Genomic DNA, 20,562 nt, shown 5'->3' on the forward strand with positions numbered 1-20,562 from the left:
GTCTCGATTCGGGCGGCGGGGGATGGTCGTCAGGCCAGCAGCTTGGCGGCCACGGTCCCCCCCACGTCGGTCAGGCGGAAATCACGCCCCTGCGAGGTGTAGGTCACTCGGGTATGGTCGAGGCCGAGCAGGTGGAGGATCGTGGCGTGGAAATCATTCACATGCATCGGGTCCTCGACGGCATGGTAGCCGAGGTCGTCGGTCCGGCCATAGGTGGTTCCGCCCCGGACGCCGCCGCCGGCCATCCAGGCGCAGAAGGCCTCCTTGTGGTGGTCGCAGCCGGCCGTCCCTCGGTCCCCCTGGAGCATCGGCGTGCGGCCGAATTCCCCGGTGAAGATGACGAGCGTGTCGTCGAGCAGCCCGCGCTGCTTCAGATCCTGGATCAAGGCCGCGCAGGGCCGGTCGATCTCCCTCGCCTTGTTGGGCAGGCCGTTGAAGATGTTGCCGTGATGATCCCAGTCGGCGTTGAACAGTTGCACGAACCGGACGCCGCGCTCGACCAGCCATCGGGCGAGCGAGCAATGGTTGGCGAAGCTCGCACGGCCGGGCTTCGTTACGAGAAGTGAAGGTTAATCCAGGACCGGACCTTTCTCTTGAGAGTCGGCAACCACTGTCGAGGTCGTGTACCGGATCACGGGTACACGCAAGGGAGGCTTTCCTTCGGCCGTCGTACCGACCTCGATCTCGCCGTCGATGACCGAAGGAGCGTCATCGGCGAGCCAGACGGTCACTTCTCGGATAGAACTGACGACCGCTTCGATCCCCTCCGGAACCGAATGAATATTGGTCAGTTCGACGGTTTCGTCGGGGCAACGGAGGAAGAGGCGAACCGGTCTCGGCCCGAGAATGGCGCGCCCCGGCACGGTCGAGAGATGCGGAGAGCGTCTCCAGACGATCGTTGAGCGAGCGAGCGTTTGGTTCGAGGGCGATTGCAGGGTGATCTCCTCCCGATGTAGCCCGAGAGAGGTGGACCGCAATGTAATCCGGTAACTCGATTCCTGGTAGCTATATCCCGAAGCATCATGGACCTTGCCGCTCGTCGTGCCAATTCGCTCCGCCTCGAAGCCCGCAGGCAGGGTTAATTCGGTCTCCGAAGCGGGTTCGTTGGTCGGGAAGATCGATCGATGGGTCAAATCGAATGTCCAATCCTGGGACTCGACGAGCGCCGAATGGTTGATGGACTCGGGGTGCAGTCGATGCCTCGGAATCGCCTGAAGTCGGGCGCCAAGTTGGAATGTACCGGCGTCGGTTTGCACGGAAAAGGGGTGGTTCTTGTCGGCAATCGTTCGAGGGTTGCTCAAATCGATATCAAGAGACACTGAGGAACCCGCTGGGAGGACGACTGGGAATCCGGCCAGATCGACCTTCCGACAGGAGCAGCCGCCGTCGACATTCAACAGCCGCACGGGATTCCGGCCCTCGTTCTCAATGAGGAGCGAGGTCCGGATCAATGGTGCCTCCCAGTCGCATAAAAATCGAGCGGGCTCGAACGCCGCAGTGAGGTTGACCTCGGGTTCCGGCGGGATCGTTCGTTGGCAACCCAGGCAGAACGGGACGATGATCGCCAGGCCGAGCCAGGCTCGTCGTCCCTGTCGAATTGCGACGACCGCGAAGGTCGTGACAACCACGGTCCCAACGGCGATTAGGAGCCAAAACGGTTTTTCTTCCGGCATCGGTCCCGCATACTCCGCGAGTTCCTCTCGGTCAATCATAGACAGAGGGGCCGGCGGAGGGTTGGTCAGCCGATCACCGAGCCGTCGGCGAATCTGGGACATCGAAAGCGAATTCAGCCCCTTAGGGAGATCGATCACCAACCCGTTGGCGGTGAGATGGCGGACGTCCTCGAGCTTCCTCAACGCGACTTCACCTTCCAGATCGCGGAGATTCTCCGCCCGGAAATGGCCGATCGTGAATCGCTCGGCCGGCCTCACCTTGGTAGTGTGGTCGTAGTCAGGATAGCGTCTCGAAAACCTCGGATCCCAAGATCGGACCTCGTACCATTCGGAGATGACGAAGCCGCCGGCCTTGCACGGCTCGGCCCGGGTGACATACACCTCGTCGACGAACGCCTCGTAACCTCGGAGAAAGAGGAACCTCGCGAATCGTGGGAGGTAGCCGATCGCCGGATCGTAAGCGACCTCGAACCGATATTGACTGCCCTCCTCATCCCTGGAATAAATCTCGAACTCGACTGGATGCCCCCCGACGATCGCGGGGACGCGCTGGGGCCGGATTCCCTCGAAATGCTTCTCCGCGAGCAGCGGGAAAGGATAGTTGAGCCACCAGAGGAAGGGACTTCGCGCCTTTCGGAGCGACCCGGGTTCCGCAGGCTCCCAGACCTGCACCATGAGCTTCTGAGTGAGCGCCGCGAGGCCCTCGATCGTGTGGCTCGCAAGAGTTGGTCCCTCGGGGTCCCAGAGCGCCTCGATCCGAGGCATGTAGGGCATCACCTGCCCAAGCTCTCGTGGTTCGTCCGCTCCAAGTTCGATCTGCTCACTGGGCGAGCCCGCCTCGAAGTACTCGGTCCTCCCATCGCAGGCCCAATGGCCGACGATCCGCTCAGCTTCGTCCTCGGGGAATGCAAGGGGCTGACCCGACCAGACGACCTCGGGATCGATCGACTCCGGTTCGAGCACAAGGCTCTTCCGGTATTCATAGTCCATCTCAACCCGCATCGCGGCGTAGTTCGCGCGGAATGCATCGAGGGGGCCCGGCTCCTGCCAACCGAGGGCCGCTCCGGCGATAACGCACGTCGTAATAAGCATGAACCCACCTCAATTTTTTCCAGAAGACGTCCGATAGTCCGGCTGCAAGCTGTGACGATGCCATTCGACGAAGCTCCGAAGAGATCGCATCTTCGCCCAGGCGGCGGAAGCCAGCGCCGCAGCATGTGCGGAAGAGACGGACCCTCCCGCCATCGAGGCCACCCGCCCCCTGATTGGTGTGGGTGGACGACGCCCGAAGTCATGAAGAGGCCCAGGGGCAGAGGCAGCCGAGCACTCGGCTTCTGAACCCCTCATCCCTTCCGCCGAGAAATACCAGGGCATCGAGGATGACACAGCCCTCTACCCACCCGAACAAGGGTCGGATGTTGAATCCGCCGCACACGCCCCCCATTGAAATACAGAACTACATACAAACACACAATTTTGATCATCGTAGTTAATTGTAGTCCCGCAGGCAAACGGTTGTTCCTTGCAATCCTTTGCCGGGTAACCCATATTGTATGGCCCATCACAAATCGGCCAGGGGTTGATGGGATTCTCAATTCTGGTCCAACCCTGATGACCTGAAGGATTACAACCATTTACCGCGGCAATACAGTCACCCACCAAATTGCACGGGTGGTCCGATCCGGTCACGTATTTCCCGCAGTAGCTCTCGCCGAAATCCGTCGAACCTTTGAAGCAGTCAAACTGCCCCTGGGCGTCGAGTTTCTCGCCGACGAAGCACATGGCGAACACGGTGATCCCGAAGCTGAGCAGGAGCGAGATCGACAACCGTCGGACAGGTGTCGTCGAAGAAGCACTCATGATAGCCCTCCATTTCCGGATCAAAAGACTTGAGTGAGAACGTCGATCAGTCCCCGGACGAGTGGGTGCCGAGGGCGGCCCAGGTTGCCGGATCAATCGCGTCGGCGACGGCCTGGACGCGGCCGTCGCCGAAGAGGACGTGGGCCACGCCGCCGTGGAACGATCGGGGTGGGGTGAGGCCGCCCGGCCAGTTCCGGATCGCCCCCATGCGGCACGAAGGACGCCGATCGTTCGGGGTGCCGTTGTGGTTGTACTTCGTGTGGGCGAACGTGGTGTAGAACCAGTAACGTCCTGAGGTCGATCCCCAGAGAGGGGCCTCGTGTCCCAGGCAGAAGGGAATGTACTCGGCGTCGGCCCGATAGACCTCGCCCTTTGGAGTCGATGGATGTCTGACGTTGCGTACGCGATCCGCGGAGCCCGGCCGGAAGTCCCCCGAGACGACCTCGCTCGCGAACGCCGTTTGCGAGAGGCCGTCACGGAATGCCGAGGGAGTCGGCTCGACGCCGACGCTGAACGGCCCGTCGAACGGCGTCTTTTGCGGTCGCGTGTCGAAACGACCGCCGTTGAAGCGGTAATTGTTACGTCGATCTCCCTGCCCGTCGCTCGGGCAGAGGAACGCGGCGACCAGCGTACGCCGAGCCGTCCGGTTGTGAAGCGACGGAAAGCTGACGTCCTCGGTGTGGGCGAGGTCCATGTTGACGTGCTGGTATAGCGCCGCCTGGTCAAGATAGGGCAAGAGGAAGACATGCTCAGCGAAGTGGTTCACCGACAACGGCGAGTTCGCGGCCGAATATGCGGCGATCGCCGCCGAGGCGAACCGTCGATGGACGTCGTGGTAAGCGTGCTGGGCGAGGCCGAGTTGGCGGAGATTCGAGGCACATTGAACGCGGCGGCCGGCCTCCCGCGCCGACTGGACGGCGGGCAGGATCAGCGCGAACAGAATGCCGATGATCCCGATCGCGACGAGTGTCTCGATCAGGGTAAAACCGCGACGCGATGGACAGAGCACGTATCCCGGAAGAATTCTCATGTCCACCTCCTTGGACACGACATTGCGGATCGTGTCTCGTGCAGGTGAGCGGTGACGGAACACCCGCTGCATGTCGTCGGATTGAGAATCTGATATCCAAACATGGCGATCCTCCCCCCCCCGTCAAGGAAAAAACATCCATTCTCGTATTTTTTTGATCGAGGATCTTCGTACCCACTCGCTCCGGCAGTCCTCATTTGCGAGGAGAGGCTCCACCCCCGAAAGATGAATGGTTCGTGGTCTCTCGATCGGCCAAGCAGCGCCATCTCGCTCCCGGCTGGACAATGCGATAAGATGATCTCGTTTTCGCTAAGCTGGTAACGAAATTTTGGACCCGCCCGAGATCGTTCGATGCCTGCCTTTCGCAAGTTGCTGGTCGCCAACCGGGGTGAGATTGCCATTCGGATCTGCCGGTCCGCCCACGAGCTGGGGATCCGGACCGTGGCGATTTACTCGCACGAGGACCGCTTCGCCATGCATCGGCTCAAGGCCGACGAGGCGTACCTCGTCGGGAAGCAGGGCGAGCCGATCCGCAGCTATCTCGGGATCGACAACATCATCGAGCTGGCGGTCGAGAAGGACGTCGACGCGATTCACCCCGGCTACGGCTTCCTGAGCGAGAACGCCACCTTCGCCCGGGCCTGCCAGAAGGCCGGGATCGTCTGGGTCGGCCCGAGGCCCGAGCTGCTCGACATGCTCGGCGACAAGGTGGCCGCGCGGAAGCTGGCCGAGGAGGCCGGCGTGCCCATCCTCGGCGGCACGAAAGAGCCGGTCGTGCCCGGCCCCGAGGCCCACGCAAAGGCCGAGGCGATGGGGTATCCCGTCATCGTCAAGGCGGCGATGGGGGGCGGTGGCCGGGGGATGCGCGTCGTCGAGACGGCCGACGAGCTCGACAACGCCCTCGACCAGGCCCGTCGCGAGGCACAAACCGCCTTCGATTGCCCCGACGTCTTCCTCGAAAAATTCATCCGGCACGCCAAGCACATCGAGGTGCAGCTCCTCGGCGACCAGCACGGCAACCTCGTGCACCTGTACGAGCGCGATTGCTCGGTCCAGCGGCGGCACCAGAAGATCATCGAGATCGCCCCGGCCGCCAGCCTCGACACGAAGCTGCGCGAGGCGATCTGCGACGCCGCCATTAAACTCGGCCGGCACTGCGGCTACGACAATGCCGGGACCGTCGAGTTCCTCGTCGACACCGACGCCAACGCCTTCTCGTTCATCGAGGTCAACCCCCGGATCCAGGTCGAGCACACGGTGACGGAGATGATCACCGGCGTCGACCTGATCAAGAGCCAGATCCTCATCGCCGCGAAGACGCCGCTCTCCGACCCGGAAATCGGCCTGCCCACCCAGGAATCGGTCGAGGTCCACGGGCACGCCTTCCAGTGCCGGATCACCACCGAGGACCCCGAGAACAACTTCACGCCCGACTATGGGCGGATCACCTCCTACCGATCTCCCGGCGGCATGGGCCTGCGGCTCGACAGCGGCACGGCGATCACCGGGGCGATCGTCACCCCCTTCTACGACTCGATGCTCGTGAAGGTCAGCGCCCAGGGCCGTCGCTTCATCGATGCCGTGAATCGGATGAGGCGGGCGCTCGACGAGTTCCGCATCCGGGGGGTGAAGACGAACATCCCCTTCCTGCTGAACGTCATCGACCACCCCGACTTCGCCGCCGGCCGCTGCACGACGCGGTTCATCGACCAGACGCCCGACCTGTTCATCTTCCCGAAGCGGCAGGACCGCGCGACCCGATTGCTCAGCTTCGAGGCCGACGTCGCCGTCAACGGCTTCCCCGGCGTCGTCCGACCGAGCGGCTACGTGCCCGATCCCGAGCCGGAGTCGCCGGCTTATGATCACTCGGCCTCGCCCCCGGACGGCTCTCGCCAGCGGTTCCAGGCCCTCGGGGCCGAGAAGTTCGCCGCCTGGGTCCGCGAACAGCCGCATCTCCTGCTCACCGACACCACCTTCCGGGACGCCCACCAGTCCCTGCTCGCCACCCGGATGCGGACCCGAGAAATGCTCCGGGTCGCGGCGGCGTACGCCCGGAATTGCCCCGAGCTGTTCTCGATCGAGATGTGGGGCGGGGCGACATTCGACACGTCGATGCGCTTCCTCAAGGAAGATCCCTGGGAACGGCTCGTCCAGCTCCGCGAGGCGATCCCGAACATCCTCTTCCAGATGCTCCTGCGCGGCTCGAACGCCGTCGGGTACACGAGCTACCCGGATAACGTCGTCCGCGCCTTCGTGAAGGAGGCGGCCGACGCCGGGATCGACCTGTTCCGCGTGTTCGACTCCTTGAACTGGGTGCCGAACATGGAGGTGTCGATCGAGGCCATCCGCGAGTCGGGCGCCCTCTGCGAGGCCGCCATCTGCTACACCGGCGACATCCTCGACCCGGAGCGGACGAAGTACGACCTGAAGTACTACGTCTCGATGGCCAAGGAGCTGGAAAAGCGGGGGGCGAACCTCATCGCCATCAAGGACATGGCCGGCCTCTGCAAGCCCTATGCGGCCGAGCAGTTGGTCAAGGCCCTCCGCGAGGAGGTCGGCCTGCCGATCCACTTCCACACGCACGACATCGGCGGCGCCCAGGCGGCGAGCGTCGTGAAGGGGGCCGAGGTCGGGCTCGACATCGCCGACGGCGCCGTCGCGTCCATGTCCGGCCTGACCTCGCAGCCGAGCCTCAACGCCATCGTCGAGTCGCTCCGGTTCACCCCGAGGGATACCGGGGTGAATCCGGCCCGACTGATCGAGATGAGCCAGTACTGGGAAGCCGCCCGGGCCCTGTATGCTCCCTTCGAGACCGGCCAGAAGGCCCCCTCGGCCGAGGTCTACGCCTACGAGATGCCCGGCGGCCAGTACACGAACCTCTTCCAGCAGGCCAAGGCCCTCGGCCTCGACGAACGCTGGCCCGAGGTCTGTGCGATGTACGCCGAGGTCAACCTGCTCTTCGGCGACATCGTCAAGGTCACCCCCTCGTCAAAGGTCGTCGGCGACATGGCCCTGTTCATGGTCGCCAACAATCTGAGCGCGGAGGACGTGGTCGATCCGAACCGCGAGCTGGCCTTCCCCGAGAGCGTCGTCGAATTCGTCGAGGGGAGACTGGGCCAGCCCCCGGGCGGGTTCCCCCCCGAGGTCCAGCAGCGCATCCTCAAGGGCCGACCGGCGATGACCGACCGGCCCGGCAAGGATCTGCCCCCGGCCGATCTCGACGCCGCCCGGCAGAAGGCGTCGGAATTGCTCGGCCACGAGGCGACGGTTCGAGACGCCCTGAGCCTCCTGCTCTACCCACGCGTCTTCCCCGACCTGGCCACCCACCTGAGGAACTTCTCCGACACGTCGGTCTTGCCCACGACCGTCTTCTTCTTCGGCCCGGAGATCGGGGCGGAGCATCCGGTCGAGATCGAAGCGGGCAAGACCCTGATCGTCAAGCTCGTGGCGATCGGCGAGCCGCACGTCGACGGCACTCGCACGGCCTTCTTCGAGCTGAACGGCCAGCCTCGCGAGATCATCGTCGCCGACCGCTCGCTCGCCTCGGCCGTCAAGACGGCCCCGAAGGCCGACCCGGGCGACCCGAACCAGATCGCCTCCCCCCTGCCCGGCCTGGTCGTCGGCGTGGCCGTCTCGGCGGGCGACCCGGTCCGCAAGGGCCAGAAGCTCCTCTCGATCGAGGCGATGAAGATGGAGACGACCCTCTATGCCGAGCGGCCCGGGCGGGTGTCCGAGGTGCTCGCCTCGGTCGGCCTCCAGGTCCAGGCGGGCGACCTGCTCATCCGGATGACCGACTCCTGATCGATCGCCCGTCCCCCGAAGGAGTTCCCCCCGCGATGCCCCCCGGCTGGTCCGTCATCCGGCTCGGCGAGGTCGGTTCCACCAACGACCTCGCCAGGCAGCACGCCCTGAACCCGGTCGATCCGCCCACCTCCCCCCTGGTCTTCCGCGCCGACCGCCAGACCCGGGGGCGCGGGAGAGGGGCGAACAGTTGGTGGTCCGACTCGGGGAGCCTGACCTTCAGCGTCCTGCTCGACCCGTTGGCCTTCGGGTTGGAGGATCGTCACACGCCGCTCTCCTCGCTCGCCACGGCGGTGGCGGTCATCGAGACCGTCGAGCCGTGGGTCGATCGCGGGTCGGTGGCCCTCCGATGGCCGAACGACGTCGAGATCGACTTTCGGAAAATCGCCGGGATTCTGCCGGAACGCATCAACGGGCCGGGCGGACCGAGCTTGATCATCGGCATCGGCCTGAACGTCCGGAGCAACCTCGGCGACGCTCCCGACGAGGTCCGGCGCATGGCCGCCGCCCTGGCCGAATTCTCCGATCGACCGATCCCGCCCGAGGCCCAGGAATCGCTGTTCGACCAGCTTCTCGAACGGCTCGACGCGAACCTTCGCCTGCTCGCGAAGGACGATCGCGACCTCGCCCAACAGTGGGCCTTGCGCGATCAGCTTCTAGAAACCCCCGTGCGCATCGACCTGGGCGGCGAAATCGTCGAGGGTGTGGGCGGGGGGATCGGGTTGGACGGGGGCTTGCGGATTCGGAATGCGTCCGAGGATCGCGTCGTCTACGGCGGCCGGGTCCTCCGCGCATGACTCGACTCCCGCTGCCGACTCGACAGGGACGTCCCCGGGGATGCCGCCGGTCAGCCCCGGCGTGCACGGGCCGATTCGGGGAACTCCCGGAAAAAGTCCGTCAGAATGGGCCGGACTCGCCGTAGCGTCGTTCGAAGCCCTCGCGCAAACGGTGCGCGAGGGCGAGTTCTCGATCCTCCGGAAACCATCAGGGAGTCGCTCGTGCCTCGCCTGGCCTACTTCGTGAATTCGTACCCCATGCCGAGCCAGACGTTCATCCGGCGCGAGATCGGCTCGCTCGAAGCCCAGGGCATCCCGGTCATCCGCTACGCGATCCGGGATTCGGGCCTCCCCCGGGTCGACCCGGATGACCAGGCCGAGTACGAGAAGACCCGCCGCCTGCTCGACTCCGGGGCCTTCGGCCTGCTGGGAGCCCTGCTCGCCACCGTCCTGGGCCGCCCCTGGCGGTTCCTCCAGGCGCTTGCGGCCACCTGGCGGCTGGGCCGCCGCTCCGAACGAGGCCTGGCCTATCACCTCGTCTACCTGGCCGAAGCCTGCCTGCTCCGGCGTTGGGCCGATCGGGACGGGGTCAGCCACCTGCACGCCCACTTCGGCACCAATTCGGCCACCGTCGCCCTGCTCTGCCGACTGCTCGGCGGCCCGACCTACAGCGTGACGGTCCACGGCCCGGAGGAGTTCGACGCCCCCCGAGCCCTGTCACTGGCCGAGAAGGTCCATTATTCCGCCTTCACCGTCGCCATCAGCGCGTTCGGCCGCAGTCAGCTCTGGCGATGGGCCGACCCGAAGGACTGGGAGAAGATCCACGTCGTCCGCTGCGGCCTGGCGGTCGATTTCCTCGATCGACCGCCGAGCGACCCTCCCGAGGCCCCTCGGTTCCTCAATATCGGCCGACTCGCCCCCGAGAAAGGGCAGCTCGTCCTGGTCGAGGCCGCGGCCGAGTTGCTCCGCCGAGGGCGGACCTTCGACCTGACCCTGATCGGCGACGGCTCGTTCCGGCCCATCCTCGAAGATCTGATCGGACGACGCGGCTTGCGCGATCACGTCCACCTGGCCGGCTGGCAGAGCAGCTCCCAGGTCCGCGAGGCCCTCGAAGCCAGCCGGGCGTTGGTTCAATCGAGCTTCGCCGAGGGGCTGCCGGTGGTCATCATGGAAGCCCTGGCGCTGCATCGCCCGGTCATCTCGACCACGATCGCGGGCATCCCCGAGCTGGTCCGCACCGGGGAATCGGGATGGCTCGTCCCGGCAGGGTCCGTCGGCGACCTGGCCGACGCCATGGAGGCGGCGCTCGATGCCACCCCCAGCGAGCTCCGACAGATGGGAGCCGCCGGCGCGGCCCGGGTGGCGGCCAACCACGACGTCCGCCGCGAAGCCGCCCGCCTGGCCGAACTCTTCCCCGGGATCGAGCCGAGCCGGCCCCCGAAGGAACCGGCCCACGCCTCGGCCTGACGATCCCGCACTCATTCCCGATCGAGCAAGGGCAGGACCGACTCGATCGCCCCCTCGGGGCCGTCTCCCGCCTCGACCTTGCCGACCAGCTCCCAGCGCTCGACGTGCTCGACCACCTCTCCCGGCCCGAGCCGGACGAGCGGCCCGAGAGATTCCAGTTCGAGCATGTCCTCGTTGGTGAACGTCTCGTAATTGACCCCCTGGTCGGGGTAGTCGCGTCCCGCCAGGTACGGGAACCGCTTGATGAACAATGTGCCGCCGTTCAGGTAGCCGACCACTCCGAGCGGGGTCGAGATGCCCAGCTTCGTCGGCCCCCGATCGGTTTCCGAATCCTGCCGGAGGGTCAACGCCTTCGTCCCGAACGTCCAGCGCGGGTCCTGGAAATCGAAATAGGACCAGAGCGTCAGCCCGAGTTGCGGCGCGAACATCTCCGCAGTCGCGTTCTCGGCCCCCCCGGGATGCGGGGCCTTCGGCGGCAGCGGGATGACCTCGATCCCCCCTGGCGCCATCACCGACAGGGCCCAGACGGCCAGCTCGGCCGGCTGGCGGCCGGCATTGCGAATCCGGTGGATCACGGTCGTCTCGGTCCCCGAGGGGGCCAGCGTGATCTCCATCTCCTTCTGGAACTGGAAGGTCGGGTCGGGGGGCAGGGTCACCCGGATCTGCCCCGGCCCGATCTGCTCGTAATCAACAGGGCCGTTGTCGGGGACGTAGGTCCGCGCCGGGTCCTCGGGGCTGACCCAGAGGCGGTGCCCCCCTCGGATCTGCCAGCCCGATTCTCCCGAGCCGCCGAGCTGGTCTTCGTAAAGCTTGAAGACGTTCTCGCCATCGGCCAGCCGATAACTGATGACGCGAGGGCCGACATCGAGCGTCACGATCAGCTCGGCGTCGCCATTGCTGAGCTTGACGTTGCGTCCCCAGCCGCGAAACTCGACGATCTCCACGGTGACGTCCTCCTGCGCGTCGGCCGGAACCGGTCCGGCGGCAATCAGCCCGGCGGCCGTCGCCAGGGCGCCGGCCGTGAGTCGTAGCGGTCGCATGGTCGCGATCCTCGGTCGTCTCGGGTTTCGATGGAGTTGCAGCACGCGATGCGGGCGGTTGACGGCAGACGGGCCTCGACCGGCTGCGAACCGCTCGCCGCCAACGGTCGCACGGCGACCACCGGTTGTCAAAGGGCCGGCGGCCGATTTCCGAGGCGACCCCGGGCCGCCTCCAACCCCAACGCAGGGACGAAGGAGCCAGTGACCATGCGTCATCGACGAGCCGCGAGCACCGGAGCCGTCACCCTGGCCGTCGCCCTGCTCGCGGCGCCCGAACCGGCCCCCGCCGACCTGCTCTCCTTCAGCGACGGCGGCGAGGTCCAGTTGCCCGTCGAGGTCGACGGCGACCTGGTCCGCGTGACCGCTCCCGGCGGGACGTACACCTTCCGGGCCGACGACTTCCGGGCCATCGTCCCCGGCCACTGGCCCGAGCACGAATGGCCCGAGCGTCGCTCGCGGGCCGAGGAGGGGGATGCCGCCGACCGATTCCGGGCCGCCTGGTGGGCCCTCGAACACGGATTGACCGACGAGGCCGTCGACATGCTCCGGGCGGCCCACCGGGCCGACCCCGCCCTGGAGCCGCCGGCCCGCCTCGTCGCCGTGCTCGATCGGCTGGAGCGACCGGCGAAGGCCCCCGACCTGGCACCGCTGCGGAAGGCCTTGCGATCGGAATTCAAGGTCGCCGAGACGCCCCGGCTCCTGCTCCTGCATCAGCACGACGAGGCCGTCGCGAGCGACCGGTTGGCGCTGCTCGACCGGGTCATGACCACCTTCTTCCTCTCGTACACCGCGATCGGGTTCGACCTGAACGTCCCTCCGGAGAAACTCGTGGCCGTCTGGTTCGCCGAGGAATCCGATTACCTCGCCTTCGTGCGCAAGGAGGCCGGGGACGCCTTCCTGACGACCCGAGGCTATTACCATCCCACCCGCCGCGTCGTCTTCGTGACGGACGGGAGCAATCGGCCCGAGGACCGACGGCTAATCTCGGGTCTCCGCCTCCGCCTCGATGAGCTGGACCGGGCCGACCGATCGCTCGCCGGGGTGGCCCCTTCGGCCCGCGTCCGCCTGTCGTTCACCGGCGAACGCCCGCGAGCCGTGACTCGCCAGGAGGCCGAGCAACGGATCCGGGCATTGAGGGGCGAGGCGCAGCGGAAGCTCCTGCTCGCGGAGTTGGAACGGCTCCGATCCGATCAGGCGGCGGCGGTGCACGAACTGGTGCATCAACTGGTCATCGCTTCGGGGCTCAGCCCCCGCTACGACCGGTTCCCGATCTGGCTCCACGAAGGGATCGCCATGCAGTTCGAGGCCTTCCGGGGCGGCCAGTGGGCCGGCCTCGCCGAGGTTCCCGGCCACCGGCTCGACCAGTGGCGTTGGCTCCGATCCGAGCCGTCGATCGACGCGATCGTCCGCGACGAGGGGTTCGGCCAGGGCTATGCACCCGCCCCCTATGCCGCGGCCTGGGCCCTGGTCTTCCACCTCCGGACCCGGCAGCCCGAAGCGTTCGTCGCCTTTTTGGATCAGCTCCGAAACCCCCGACCCGGCCCGGCCGACCACGGCGCCGCCGCCTTCCATGCCGTCTTCGGCCACGATTCGGAGGCGCTCCGGCGCGATTGGGTCGCGCACCTGCAAACCCTTCGCACGCCGATCGAGCGGGAACTGCCGCCTCGATCTCGGAAACGCCCCCCGGGGGCTTGACACCGACGGCCGCTTACCAGGCAGCCCGATCGAGGCCGGTGTCTTGCTCCCGGCGATGATTTTGGTAAATTAGACTCTTTGTCTCGCACGGCTCCCCGTCTGCGCCGGTCTCCGACAGGCCGGAGAACGCGACCGGGGGCCGGAGCGTCGCATTGAGGCAAGCCGATGACCGACCAGATGACCTCCGACGTCCGGGCCTTGATGGACCGCGACCCGTTCGACCTCTCCACCGTGGCCGATCTGCGCGAGCTGCTCGGCCGCGACCCCTCCCGCTATCGGACCCTCCGAGAGGCCGTTCAGAACATCAAGGACCGCGCCCAGGGGGGTCAACTGGAACCGGACCTCCAGATCCGACTCGGCGTCGCCGAAGTCCTCCACGGCCACTACCTCCAGGCCCTCGAACACCTGGAGAAGGCCGGCGACAGCGGCATGGCCCACTTCCATCGCGGCCTCGCCCTTGAGAACCTCCAGCGCTGGGACGAGGCGGCCGACGCCTTCGCCGCCGCCGGTGCCTCGGACTACGACGCGAAGCTCGCCACCCTTCACCGCGCCGGGGCCATGCGACGGGCGGGCAAGCCGGACGTGGCCCGATCCTTGCTCAAGGAGCTCGAAGGCCAGGCCGACGGCAAGGCCGAGTACCATTATCAGGTCGGCTGCCTGCTGGCCGACGACCGCGAGCAGATCGAGGCGGCCGCGGCCTTCGAGCGGGCCCTGGAGCTGGACCGCGACCACACCGGCGCCCTGTTCCAACTGGCCTACATCAACGACCTGTATGGCAACGATGAGGACGCGGTCAACTACTACCGCCAGTGCCTCCGCCATCCGCCGGTCCCCCTGGCCGCCCTCATCAATCTCGGCATCCTGCTCGAAGACGACCAGCGTTACCGAGAGGCGGAGACCTTCTACAACCAGGTCCTCGACCACCTGGGGAACGAGCCCCGGGCCCGGCTCTACGCCAAGGACTGCCGCGCCAGCCGCGACATGTACTACGACGAGAGCCTGGAGAAGCAGTACGACCGGCTCCGCACCCTGCTCGAGATCCCCGTGACCGACTTCGAGCTGTCGGTCCGCAGCCGCAACTGCTTGCGGAAGATGAACATCCGCACGCTCGGCGACCTGACCCGGACCACCGAGGTCGCCCTGCTCGCCTCCAAGAACTTCGGCGAGACCTCCCTGTCCGAGATCAAGCAGATCATGGACACCAAGGGCCTTCGCCTCGGCATGGCCCTGGAATCGGCCGAGCGAGGGGCGAACCTGGCCCGGCCGGCCCACCACACTCCGGCCCCGAGCGGCCCGTCGGCCGTCGAGGTCTCTCCCGAGGAGCGGGCGATCCTCGGCAAGCCGATCAGCGAGCTGAACCTGTCCGTCCGATCGCGCAAGTGCATGTCGAAGCTGAACCTCCAGACGATCGGCGACCTCGTCAGCCGGACCGGGGACGAGCTGCTCGAATGCAAGAACTTCGGCGTCACCTCGCTCAATGAGGTCCGGGAGAAGCTCTCCGAGATGGGGCTCAAGCTGCGGAACGACTGACCGGATCGCGGGGCGGTCTGCGCCCCGTTCCACGGCCGCCCCGCCCTCTCCCCCCAACGGCCCGCGAGCCCGAAGACGCATGGTCGCCCCTGTCCGATTCGAATTGCTCGCGGTCGACTCCGGTTCGGCCGCGCGCAGTGGCCTCCTGCACACGCCCCACGGGACGGTCGAGACGCCGATCTTCATGCCGGTCGGCACCCAGGCGACCGTCAAGGGGGTCGTGCCGGACCTGCTCCGGGCCGCGGGCAGCCGGATGCTCCTGGCCAACACCTATCACCTGGCCCTGCGGCCCGGCGAGGCGGCGGTCGAGCAACTCGGCGGCCTGCACCGGTTCATGGCCTGGGACGGCCCGATCCTGACCGATTCGGGGGGCTTCCAGGTCTTCAGCATGAGCGACCGGGTGACCCTCTCCGAGCGCGGGGTGGCGTTCCGGTCGCATCTCGACGGCAGCCTGCTCGACCTGACCCCCGAACGGGCGATCGCCATTCAGGAGGCCCTCGGATCCGACGTGGCGATGGTCCTCGACCATTGCCCCGCATTGCCGGCCGAGAAGGCGGCCATCGCCGAGGCGACCGACCGCACCGTCCGCTGGGCGAGACGTTGTAAGGAGGCCCGGTCACGCCCCGACCAGGCGGTGTTCGGGATCGTCCAGGGCGGGGCCCACGCGGATCTCCGCGGCGAGTGCGCTGAGCGGCTCGTCGAGATCGGGTTCGACGGCTACGCGATCGGCGGCGTCAGCGTCGGCGAGTCCCCCGAGGAGATCCGCAAGGCGCTCGACGTCAGCACCCCCCACCTCCCCTCGGACCAGGCCCGCTACCTGATGGGGGTCGGCCGCCCCCAGGACGTGCTCGATGCGATCGCGGCCGGGGTCGACATGTTCGACTGCGTCTTGCCGACCCGCAACGGCCGTAACGCCACCTGCCTGACGATGCAGGGGACGGTCCGCATGCGCAACGCCGCGCACAAGACCGACCCGCGCCCGATCGAGGAGGGGTGCGACTGCCTCGCCTGCTCCCGGTTCAGCCGGGGATACATCCGCCACCTGTTCCTCGCCGACGAGATGCTCGGCCCGATCCTGGCCTCGGTCCACAACCTCGCGTTCCTGCACCGCCTGGTTTCCCGGGCCAGGGAAGCGATCCGGGCGGGCCGTTACGTCCAATTCCGGGCGGAGACGCTTGAAGCCCTTGGCCCGTCGTCGGTAAAGTGATCCGATTGTCTGGCGGCGGGCGGTCTTTCCGAGACCGATCGCCGACCCAGTGACTCCGCAACGTCCGTCCGACTCGAAGAAACGACGACCCCCGACCATGCCCGGCACGATCTGCTCGCTCATTCCGGTGTGCTTCGCCCAGGCGGCTCAGGGGGCCGGCGGCGAAGATTCCCTGTCTCCCATGATGGTGCTGCTCGTGCAATTCGGGCCAGTGCTGCTGCTGGCCTTCTTCCTGTTCTTCTGGCTGCCCATGCGCAACCAGAAGCGTCGCATGGCGATGATCCATGCCCTGAAGAAGAACGACCGCGTGCTCACGGAGTCGGGCATCTACGGGACGGTCGTGTCGGTCGACGAGAAGGCCGACAAGATCGTGCTCCGGATCGACGACGAGAAGGGGGTCAGGCTCACTTGCCGCAAGACGAGCGTTGTCGGCCTCGTCGACGCGGGAGGGGCGGAAAAGAAAGCCTCTTGAGCTGGGCCCTGCCCCTGACGGTTCGCGCGTCGGGGTCGCAGGGCGGCAATCGTCAATGGAATGATCTTGAATGACGATCGGATCGGGACGGGGCCGGGCCGCTCCGCCCCGGGCCGGACGGGGACGCATCTCCCCCCTCGCCGTGCGGCCCCCAAGGACCTGCCATGAAGAATGTGACCTCTCGCCTCATCCTGATCGCCCTTGCAGCCGTCTCCGGCCTGGCGATCCTCTTCTCTCAGCAACTCGGCCTGAGCGACGAGCGCCCCCTGAAGCTGGGCATCGACCTCTCCGGCGGCACGATCCTGGTCTACCAGGTCGAGGAACAGGCCGGCGAGCAGGTCGACCTCGACGAACTCGTGGCGGCCCTGAAGCGGCGGATCAACCCCGAAGGCGTGTTCGACATCACGATCCGGCCCGTCGGCCAGGATCGCGTCGAGATCATCATGCCCGAGGAGATGGCCAACCAGGCCGAGGAGGTCAAGCGCAAGCTGACCGAGGAAGGCTCGCTCGCCTTCCGCATCCTCGCCTCCACCAACCGGGCCGCCGACTTCCCGTCCTACCTCAATCGCCTCAACCGAGACACCGACCCGATCGTCGATCGCCTGCCGGTCGTCACCTCCCCCGGCTCCAACTCCGAGAGCTTCCGCTGGGCGAAGGTCGGTGAAGAACTGGTCGTGCCCGCCGCGACCGGCACCCCGACCTCGGTCGGCGAGCGGACCATCACCGACACCGACGCCGACTGGGAGCCGAACCGCTTCCGCGGGCTCCAGGTCGTCCTCGAACGCTCGGGGGATGCGCCTTCGGCCCGATTGGAGATCGAACGCAACACCGAGGACACGCTGGTCCTTCGCCGACCGCACCAGTTCGACTCGGGCGCCATCACCCGCTACTCGGTCGACTTCGGCAACGGCTCGAACGAGGTGATCGACCCCATCCGGGAGTGGCCCACCAACCGCTACGCCGGGCTGCCCGTCGTCCTCGAAGGCCGCCGCAATGGCGAAGCGGCCTCCGTCTCGGCCGAGGTGTCCGGCAACTCCTCGAACACGTTGACCTTCGCCGACGCGCACGGCCTCGACGTCGTCACCTCCTACCGCCTGGCCTACAACCCGAGCGGCATCGCCCTGGGGGCAGACGGGGTTTCGATCAGCCCCGAGGCCGCCGGCGACTGGATCGTCCGGGGCGTGCCGGTCCCCACCCAGCCGGGCCTGACCGAGTTCTTCGTGCTCTACGAGGTCCCCCGGGACTCTCAGGACGTGACCGGCGACATGCTCGACCGGGTCTACCCGACCACCGACGAGCAGATGCGGGCCGCCGTCGGGTTCAACCTCGACTCGGACGGCTCGCGCCGCTTCGGCAACCTGACCGGGAAATATCGCCCGCGACAGGAGGGGGCCTTCCGATTCAACCTCGCCATCCTGCTCGACGGCGAGATCATGTCGGCCCCCCAGATCAATGACCGCATCACCGACCGCGGCATCATCACCATGGGGGGGCGCGGCAGCCAGGCCACCGAACAGGTCAACTACCTGATCGACATCCTCCGCGCGGGCAGCCTGCCGATCGCGTTGCAGAGTCCGCCGCTCCAGGAGGAGACGATCGGCCCCACCCTCGGCGAGGACACGATCCGCAAGGGGGTCTACGCCATCACGATCGCCCTGGGCCTCGTCCCCCTGTTCATGCTCGTCTACTACCGGGTCGCGGGCCTGATCTCGGTCATCGCCTTGCTCCTGAACATGATCCTGCTGCTGGCCTCGATGGCCCTGACCGGCAGTTCGATCACCCTGCCCGGCCTCGCCGGCCTCGCGTTGACGATCGGCATGGCCGTCGATGCGAACGTCCTCATCTTCGAACGGATGAGGGAGGAACGCGACCGCGGCGCGCCGCTCGGTCAGCAGATCCGCAACGGCTTCGGCAAGGCCTGGTCGACGATTCTCGACTCGAATGTCACGACCATCCTCACCGGCATCGTCCTCTGGTCGGTCGGGACGGAGGAGGTCAAGGGGTTCGCCCTGGTGACGATCATCGGCCTGCTCTGGAACCTGTTCACGGCCGTCTTCGTCTCGCGGACGCTCTTCGAGCTGGCCTACCAGAAGGGCTGGATCAAGCGGCTCAGCATGCTCCGGCTCCTGAGCAAGACGAACATCGACTTCGTCGCCCCCCGGCGCTACTGCATGGCCGCTTCGGTCGTGGTCATCGCCCTCGGCCTGACCATGTTCTTCAACCGCGGCGGCGCCGACCAGCGCGGGGCGATGTACAACATCGACTTCACCGGCGGCACCCTGGTCACGCTCCGGCTCGACGACGACACCCTGGAGGGGCAGAGCCCCTCGGCCCGGGTGTCCACCGTGCGGGATCGGGCGGGCGAATACCTCCCGAACGTGACGGTCGAGAGCCTGACGATCGTCGACGAGGAAGGCGGCGCCGCCTCTGCCCCTCGGTACAACATCCGCACGACCGAGGAGTCGCCCGAGGCCGTCCAGGACGCGATCCTCGAGGCCTTCAGCGACAGCCTCGTGCGGATCGAGCTGCAGACCGAGCCGATCACCGAGGATGCCGACCCCGTCCTCGAGGAGTCGAACGCGAGCCGCTATCGCCTCTCGTTGAATCTCCCGCTCGCGCCGTCCCGGATTTCCGAGGCGCTGGCCCGCGTCCTGGCCTCGGCCAATCCCCCGGTGCCCAGCCCCCGGAACCAGTTCAGCATCTCGAATCCCGATGCCCCGCCCAACGACCCGGACCAGGCGGGCGAGACGCTCGAACTGACCACGACCCTCCCGGCCGATCAGTTCGACCCCGCCCTGGCGTCGCTCGGGGAGGAGCTGCGGAATGACCGCGACTTCCTGTTCGAACGGCTGGAGAACTTCGGCGGCATCGTGGCGGGCGAGACCCGTCAGAAGGCCATCGTGGCCATCGTCGCGAGCTGGTTGATCATCATCGCCTACCTCTGGTTCCGCTTCCAGGCGGTCGCCTACGGCTTCGCGGCGGTGATCGCCCTGATTCACGACGTGCTCATCGCGCTCGGTGCCGTCGCCCTGGCCGGCTACAAGATCGACCTGCCGATGATCGCCGCGTTCCTGACCCTCATCGGCTTCTCGGTCAACGATACGATCGTGATCTTCGACCGCATCCGGGAGATCAAGGGCAAGTCCCCGAACCTCACGGCCCGCCTGGTCAATGACGCGATCAACATGACCCTGAGCCGGACCATCCTCACCTCGCTGACCACCTGGCTCGTCGTGGTGATCTTCTACGGCTTCGGCGGCGAGGGGCTCGCCGGGTTCTCGTTCTGCCTGGTGATCGGCTTCATCAGCGGGACCTACAGTACCATCTTCATCGCCGCCCCGATCCTCGTCGAATGGCTCGGGAAGCGATCGAAGAAGGACACCGAGGCCCTCGCAACCAGCCGGTAAGCCCGCGGCGCCGCCCGCGCCCGGACACCCCGGCCAGAACCATGCGAGACGGCCCGCCAGGAGCAATCCTTGCGGGCCGTCTCGCGTTGTGTCCCGATGACGAATCGAGGCCGCTCAGGCCGGCCCGACCGGCCGATCCAGGTGCTCGGCCACCGCAGCCAGTAACGGGTTGATGGTCTGCTCCTGGATGGCGTGGGGCGGCTGCCAGGCGAACCATTCGTGCCCAAGGTGCTCCGAGACGACGATCGGCACGCGATCGACCACCGTGGCCAGGAAGACGACGAGCGTCTTGCGATCGGGCGTCCCGGTCTTCTTCCGGACCGGGTAATAGACCAGTTCGAATCGGAAGGTCGCATCCAGGTCGATCGAGGAGCGAGGAATCCCCGTCTCCTCCTCGAACTCGCGGACCGCGCACTCCAGATCCGACTCGCCGGGGTCGAGCCTGCCCTTGGGCAGATCCCAGCGGTCCTTGTGTTTCATCAAGAGAAACGATCGGGGCTCGGAGCGGGTCATCAACAAGATCCCGCAGGCTCGGATCTCTCGCATCACGCGGTCAATTCTCCCGTCCCCGGTCGTGTCGGGACGCATCAAGCCGGTTTCTGCC

At 66.8% G+C, this 20,562-nt stretch carries 12 protein-coding genes and 1 pseudogene; 8 read left to right on the top strand and 5 right to left on the bottom strand.

Features of this window, described 5'->3' with window-relative positions:
• Positions 1 to 29: 29 nt before the first annotated feature.
• From AB1L88_RS07365 to AB1L88_RS07375, 3 genes and pseudogenes are all read right to left on the bottom strand, one after another.
• Positions 30 to 554, bottom strand: a pseudogene (locus tag AB1L88_RS07365) (DUF1501 domain-containing protein); the annotation flags it as partial.
• Between the two features lie 15 nt (positions 555 to 569).
• Positions 570 to 2,765 carry a hypothetical protein gene (locus AB1L88_RS07370; protein ID WP_367096001.1) on the bottom strand — a complete coding sequence of 732 codons (2,196 nt, stop codon included), beginning with the start codon at positions 2,763 to 2,765 and terminating at the stop codon, positions 570 to 572.
• Positions 2,766 to 3,579: 814 nt separating this feature from the next.
• Positions 3,580 to 4,563, bottom strand: a complete 984-nt coding sequence (locus AB1L88_RS07375; RefSeq protein ID WP_367096002.1) for a DUF1559 domain-containing protein — start codon at positions 4,561 to 4,563, stop codon at positions 3,580 to 3,582.
• A 351-nt stretch (positions 4,564 to 4,914) separates the two neighbouring features.
• On the opposite strand from AB1L88_RS07375, the gene AB1L88_RS07380 reads away from it, so the two are divergent.
• The 3 genes from AB1L88_RS07380 to AB1L88_RS07390 all read left to right on the top strand — a co-directional run bounded on the left by AB1L88_RS07380 (position 4,915) and on the right by AB1L88_RS07390 (position 10,607).
• Positions 4,915 to 8,364: a pyruvate carboxylase gene (locus AB1L88_RS07380; RefSeq protein ID WP_367096003.1), complete on the top strand. Its 3,450-nt coding sequence runs from the start codon at positions 4,915 to 4,917 to the stop codon at positions 8,362 to 8,364.
• Positions 8,365 to 8,399: 35 nt separating this feature from the next.
• Positions 8,400 to 9,161, top strand: a complete 762-nt coding sequence (locus AB1L88_RS07385) for a biotin--[acetyl-CoA-carboxylase] ligase (protein WP_367096004.1) — start codon at positions 8,400 to 8,402, stop codon at positions 9,159 to 9,161.
• A 201-nt stretch (positions 9,162 to 9,362) separates the two neighbouring features.
• Complete coding sequence (locus AB1L88_RS07390; protein ID WP_367096005.1) at positions 9,363 to 10,607, top strand: glycosyltransferase family 4 protein; 1,245 nt, start codon at positions 9,363 to 9,365, stop codon at positions 10,605 to 10,607.
• Positions 10,608 to 10,618: 11 nt separating this feature from the next.
• Here AB1L88_RS07390 and AB1L88_RS07395 read toward each other — a convergent pair whose 3' ends face one another.
• The gene (locus AB1L88_RS07395; protein ID WP_367096006.1) at positions 10,619 to 11,647 is read right to left on the bottom strand and encodes a hypothetical protein; all 1,029 of its coding nucleotides are present in this window, start codon (positions 11,645 to 11,647) and stop codon (positions 10,619 to 10,621) included.
• Positions 11,648 to 11,854: 207 nt separating this feature from the next.
• Here AB1L88_RS07395 and AB1L88_RS07400 point away from each other — a divergent pair, with 207 nt between their 5' ends.
• The 5 genes from AB1L88_RS07400 to secD all read left to right on the top strand — a co-directional run bounded on the left by AB1L88_RS07400 (position 11,855) and on the right by secD (position 19,958).
• Positions 11,855 to 13,342, top strand: a complete 1,488-nt coding sequence (locus AB1L88_RS07400) for a DUF1570 domain-containing protein (protein ID WP_367096007.1) — start codon at positions 11,855 to 11,857, stop codon at positions 13,340 to 13,342.
• A 165-nt stretch (positions 13,343 to 13,507) separates the two neighbouring features.
• Positions 13,508 to 14,872, top strand: coding sequence for a DNA-directed RNA polymerase subunit alpha C-terminal domain-containing protein (locus tag AB1L88_RS07405; RefSeq protein WP_367096008.1), 1,365 nt, complete (start codon positions 13,508 to 13,510; stop codon positions 14,870 to 14,872).
• 79 nt (positions 14,873 to 14,951) lie between these two features.
• A complete protein-coding gene (gene tgt / locus AB1L88_RS07410; RefSeq protein WP_367096009.1) occupies positions 14,952 to 16,079 on the top strand; it encodes a tRNA guanosine(34) transglycosylase Tgt in 1,128 nt (375 codons plus the stop codon).
• 97 nt (positions 16,080 to 16,176) lie between these two features.
• Positions 16,177 to 16,551 carry a preprotein translocase subunit YajC gene (gene yajC / locus AB1L88_RS07415; protein WP_367096010.1) on the top strand — a complete coding sequence of 125 codons (375 nt, stop codon included), beginning with the start codon at positions 16,177 to 16,179 and terminating at the stop codon, positions 16,549 to 16,551.
• Between the two features lie 164 nt (positions 16,552 to 16,715).
• Positions 16,716 to 19,958 (top strand): protein translocase subunit SecD, encoded by a 3,243-nt coding sequence (gene secD, locus AB1L88_RS07420; RefSeq protein ID WP_367096011.1) that lies wholly within the window; start codon positions 16,716 to 16,718, stop codon positions 19,956 to 19,958.
• Positions 19,959 to 20,072: 114 nt separating this feature from the next.
• On the opposite strand, the gene AB1L88_RS07425 is transcribed toward secD, so the two are convergent.
• Positions 20,073 to 20,546 (bottom strand): NUDIX domain-containing protein, encoded by a 474-nt coding sequence (locus tag AB1L88_RS07425; RefSeq protein ID WP_367096012.1) that lies wholly within the window; start codon positions 20,544 to 20,546, stop codon positions 20,073 to 20,075.
• Positions 20,547 to 20,562 lie beyond the last annotated feature (16 nt).

It is taken from the genome of Tautonia sp. JC769, from assembly GCF_040717455.1.
In the GTDB taxonomy this organism is placed as follows: domain Bacteria; phylum Planctomycetota; class Planctomycetia; order Isosphaerales; family Isosphaeraceae; genus Tautonia.

What these genes read in the sequence shown, in the direction of transcription:
- AB1L88_RS07425 (WP_367096012.1), bottom strand. Translation starts at nt 20,546, where the DNA reads ATGCGTCCCGACACGACCGGGGACGGGAGAATTGACCGCGTGATGCGA.
- AB1L88_RS07375 (WP_367096002.1), bottom strand. Translation starts at nt 4,563, where the DNA reads ATGAGAATTCTTCCGGGATACGTGCTCTGTCCATCGCGTCGCGGTTTT.
- AB1L88_RS07405 (WP_367096008.1), top strand. Translation starts at nt 13,508, where the DNA reads ATGACCGACCAGATGACCTCCGACGTCCGGGCCTTGATGGACCGCGAC.
- AB1L88_RS07385 (WP_367096004.1), top strand. Translation starts at nt 8,400, where the DNA reads ATGCCCCCCGGCTGGTCCGTCATCCGGCTCGGCGAGGTCGGTTCCACC.
- secD (WP_367096011.1), top strand. Translation starts at nt 16,716, where the DNA reads ATGAAGAATGTGACCTCTCGCCTCATCCTGATCGCCCTTGCAGCCGTC.
- tgt (WP_367096009.1), top strand. Translation starts at nt 14,952, where the DNA reads ATGGTCGCCCCTGTCCGATTCGAATTGCTCGCGGTCGACTCCGGTTCG.
- AB1L88_RS07370 (WP_367096001.1), bottom strand. Translation starts at nt 2,765, where the DNA reads ATGCTTATTACGACGTGCGTTATCGCCGGAGCGGCCCTCGGTTGGCAG.
- AB1L88_RS07380 (WP_367096003.1), top strand. Translation starts at nt 4,915, where the DNA reads ATGCCTGCCTTTCGCAAGTTGCTGGTCGCCAACCGGGGTGAGATTGCC.
- AB1L88_RS07395 (WP_367096006.1), bottom strand. Translation starts at nt 11,647, where the DNA reads ATGCGACCGCTACGACTCACGGCCGGCGCCCTGGCGACGGCCGCCGGG.
- yajC (WP_367096010.1), top strand. Translation starts at nt 16,177, where the DNA reads ATGCCCGGCACGATCTGCTCGCTCATTCCGGTGTGCTTCGCCCAGGCG.
- AB1L88_RS07400 (WP_367096007.1), top strand. Translation starts at nt 11,855, where the DNA reads ATGCGTCATCGACGAGCCGCGAGCACCGGAGCCGTCACCCTGGCCGTC.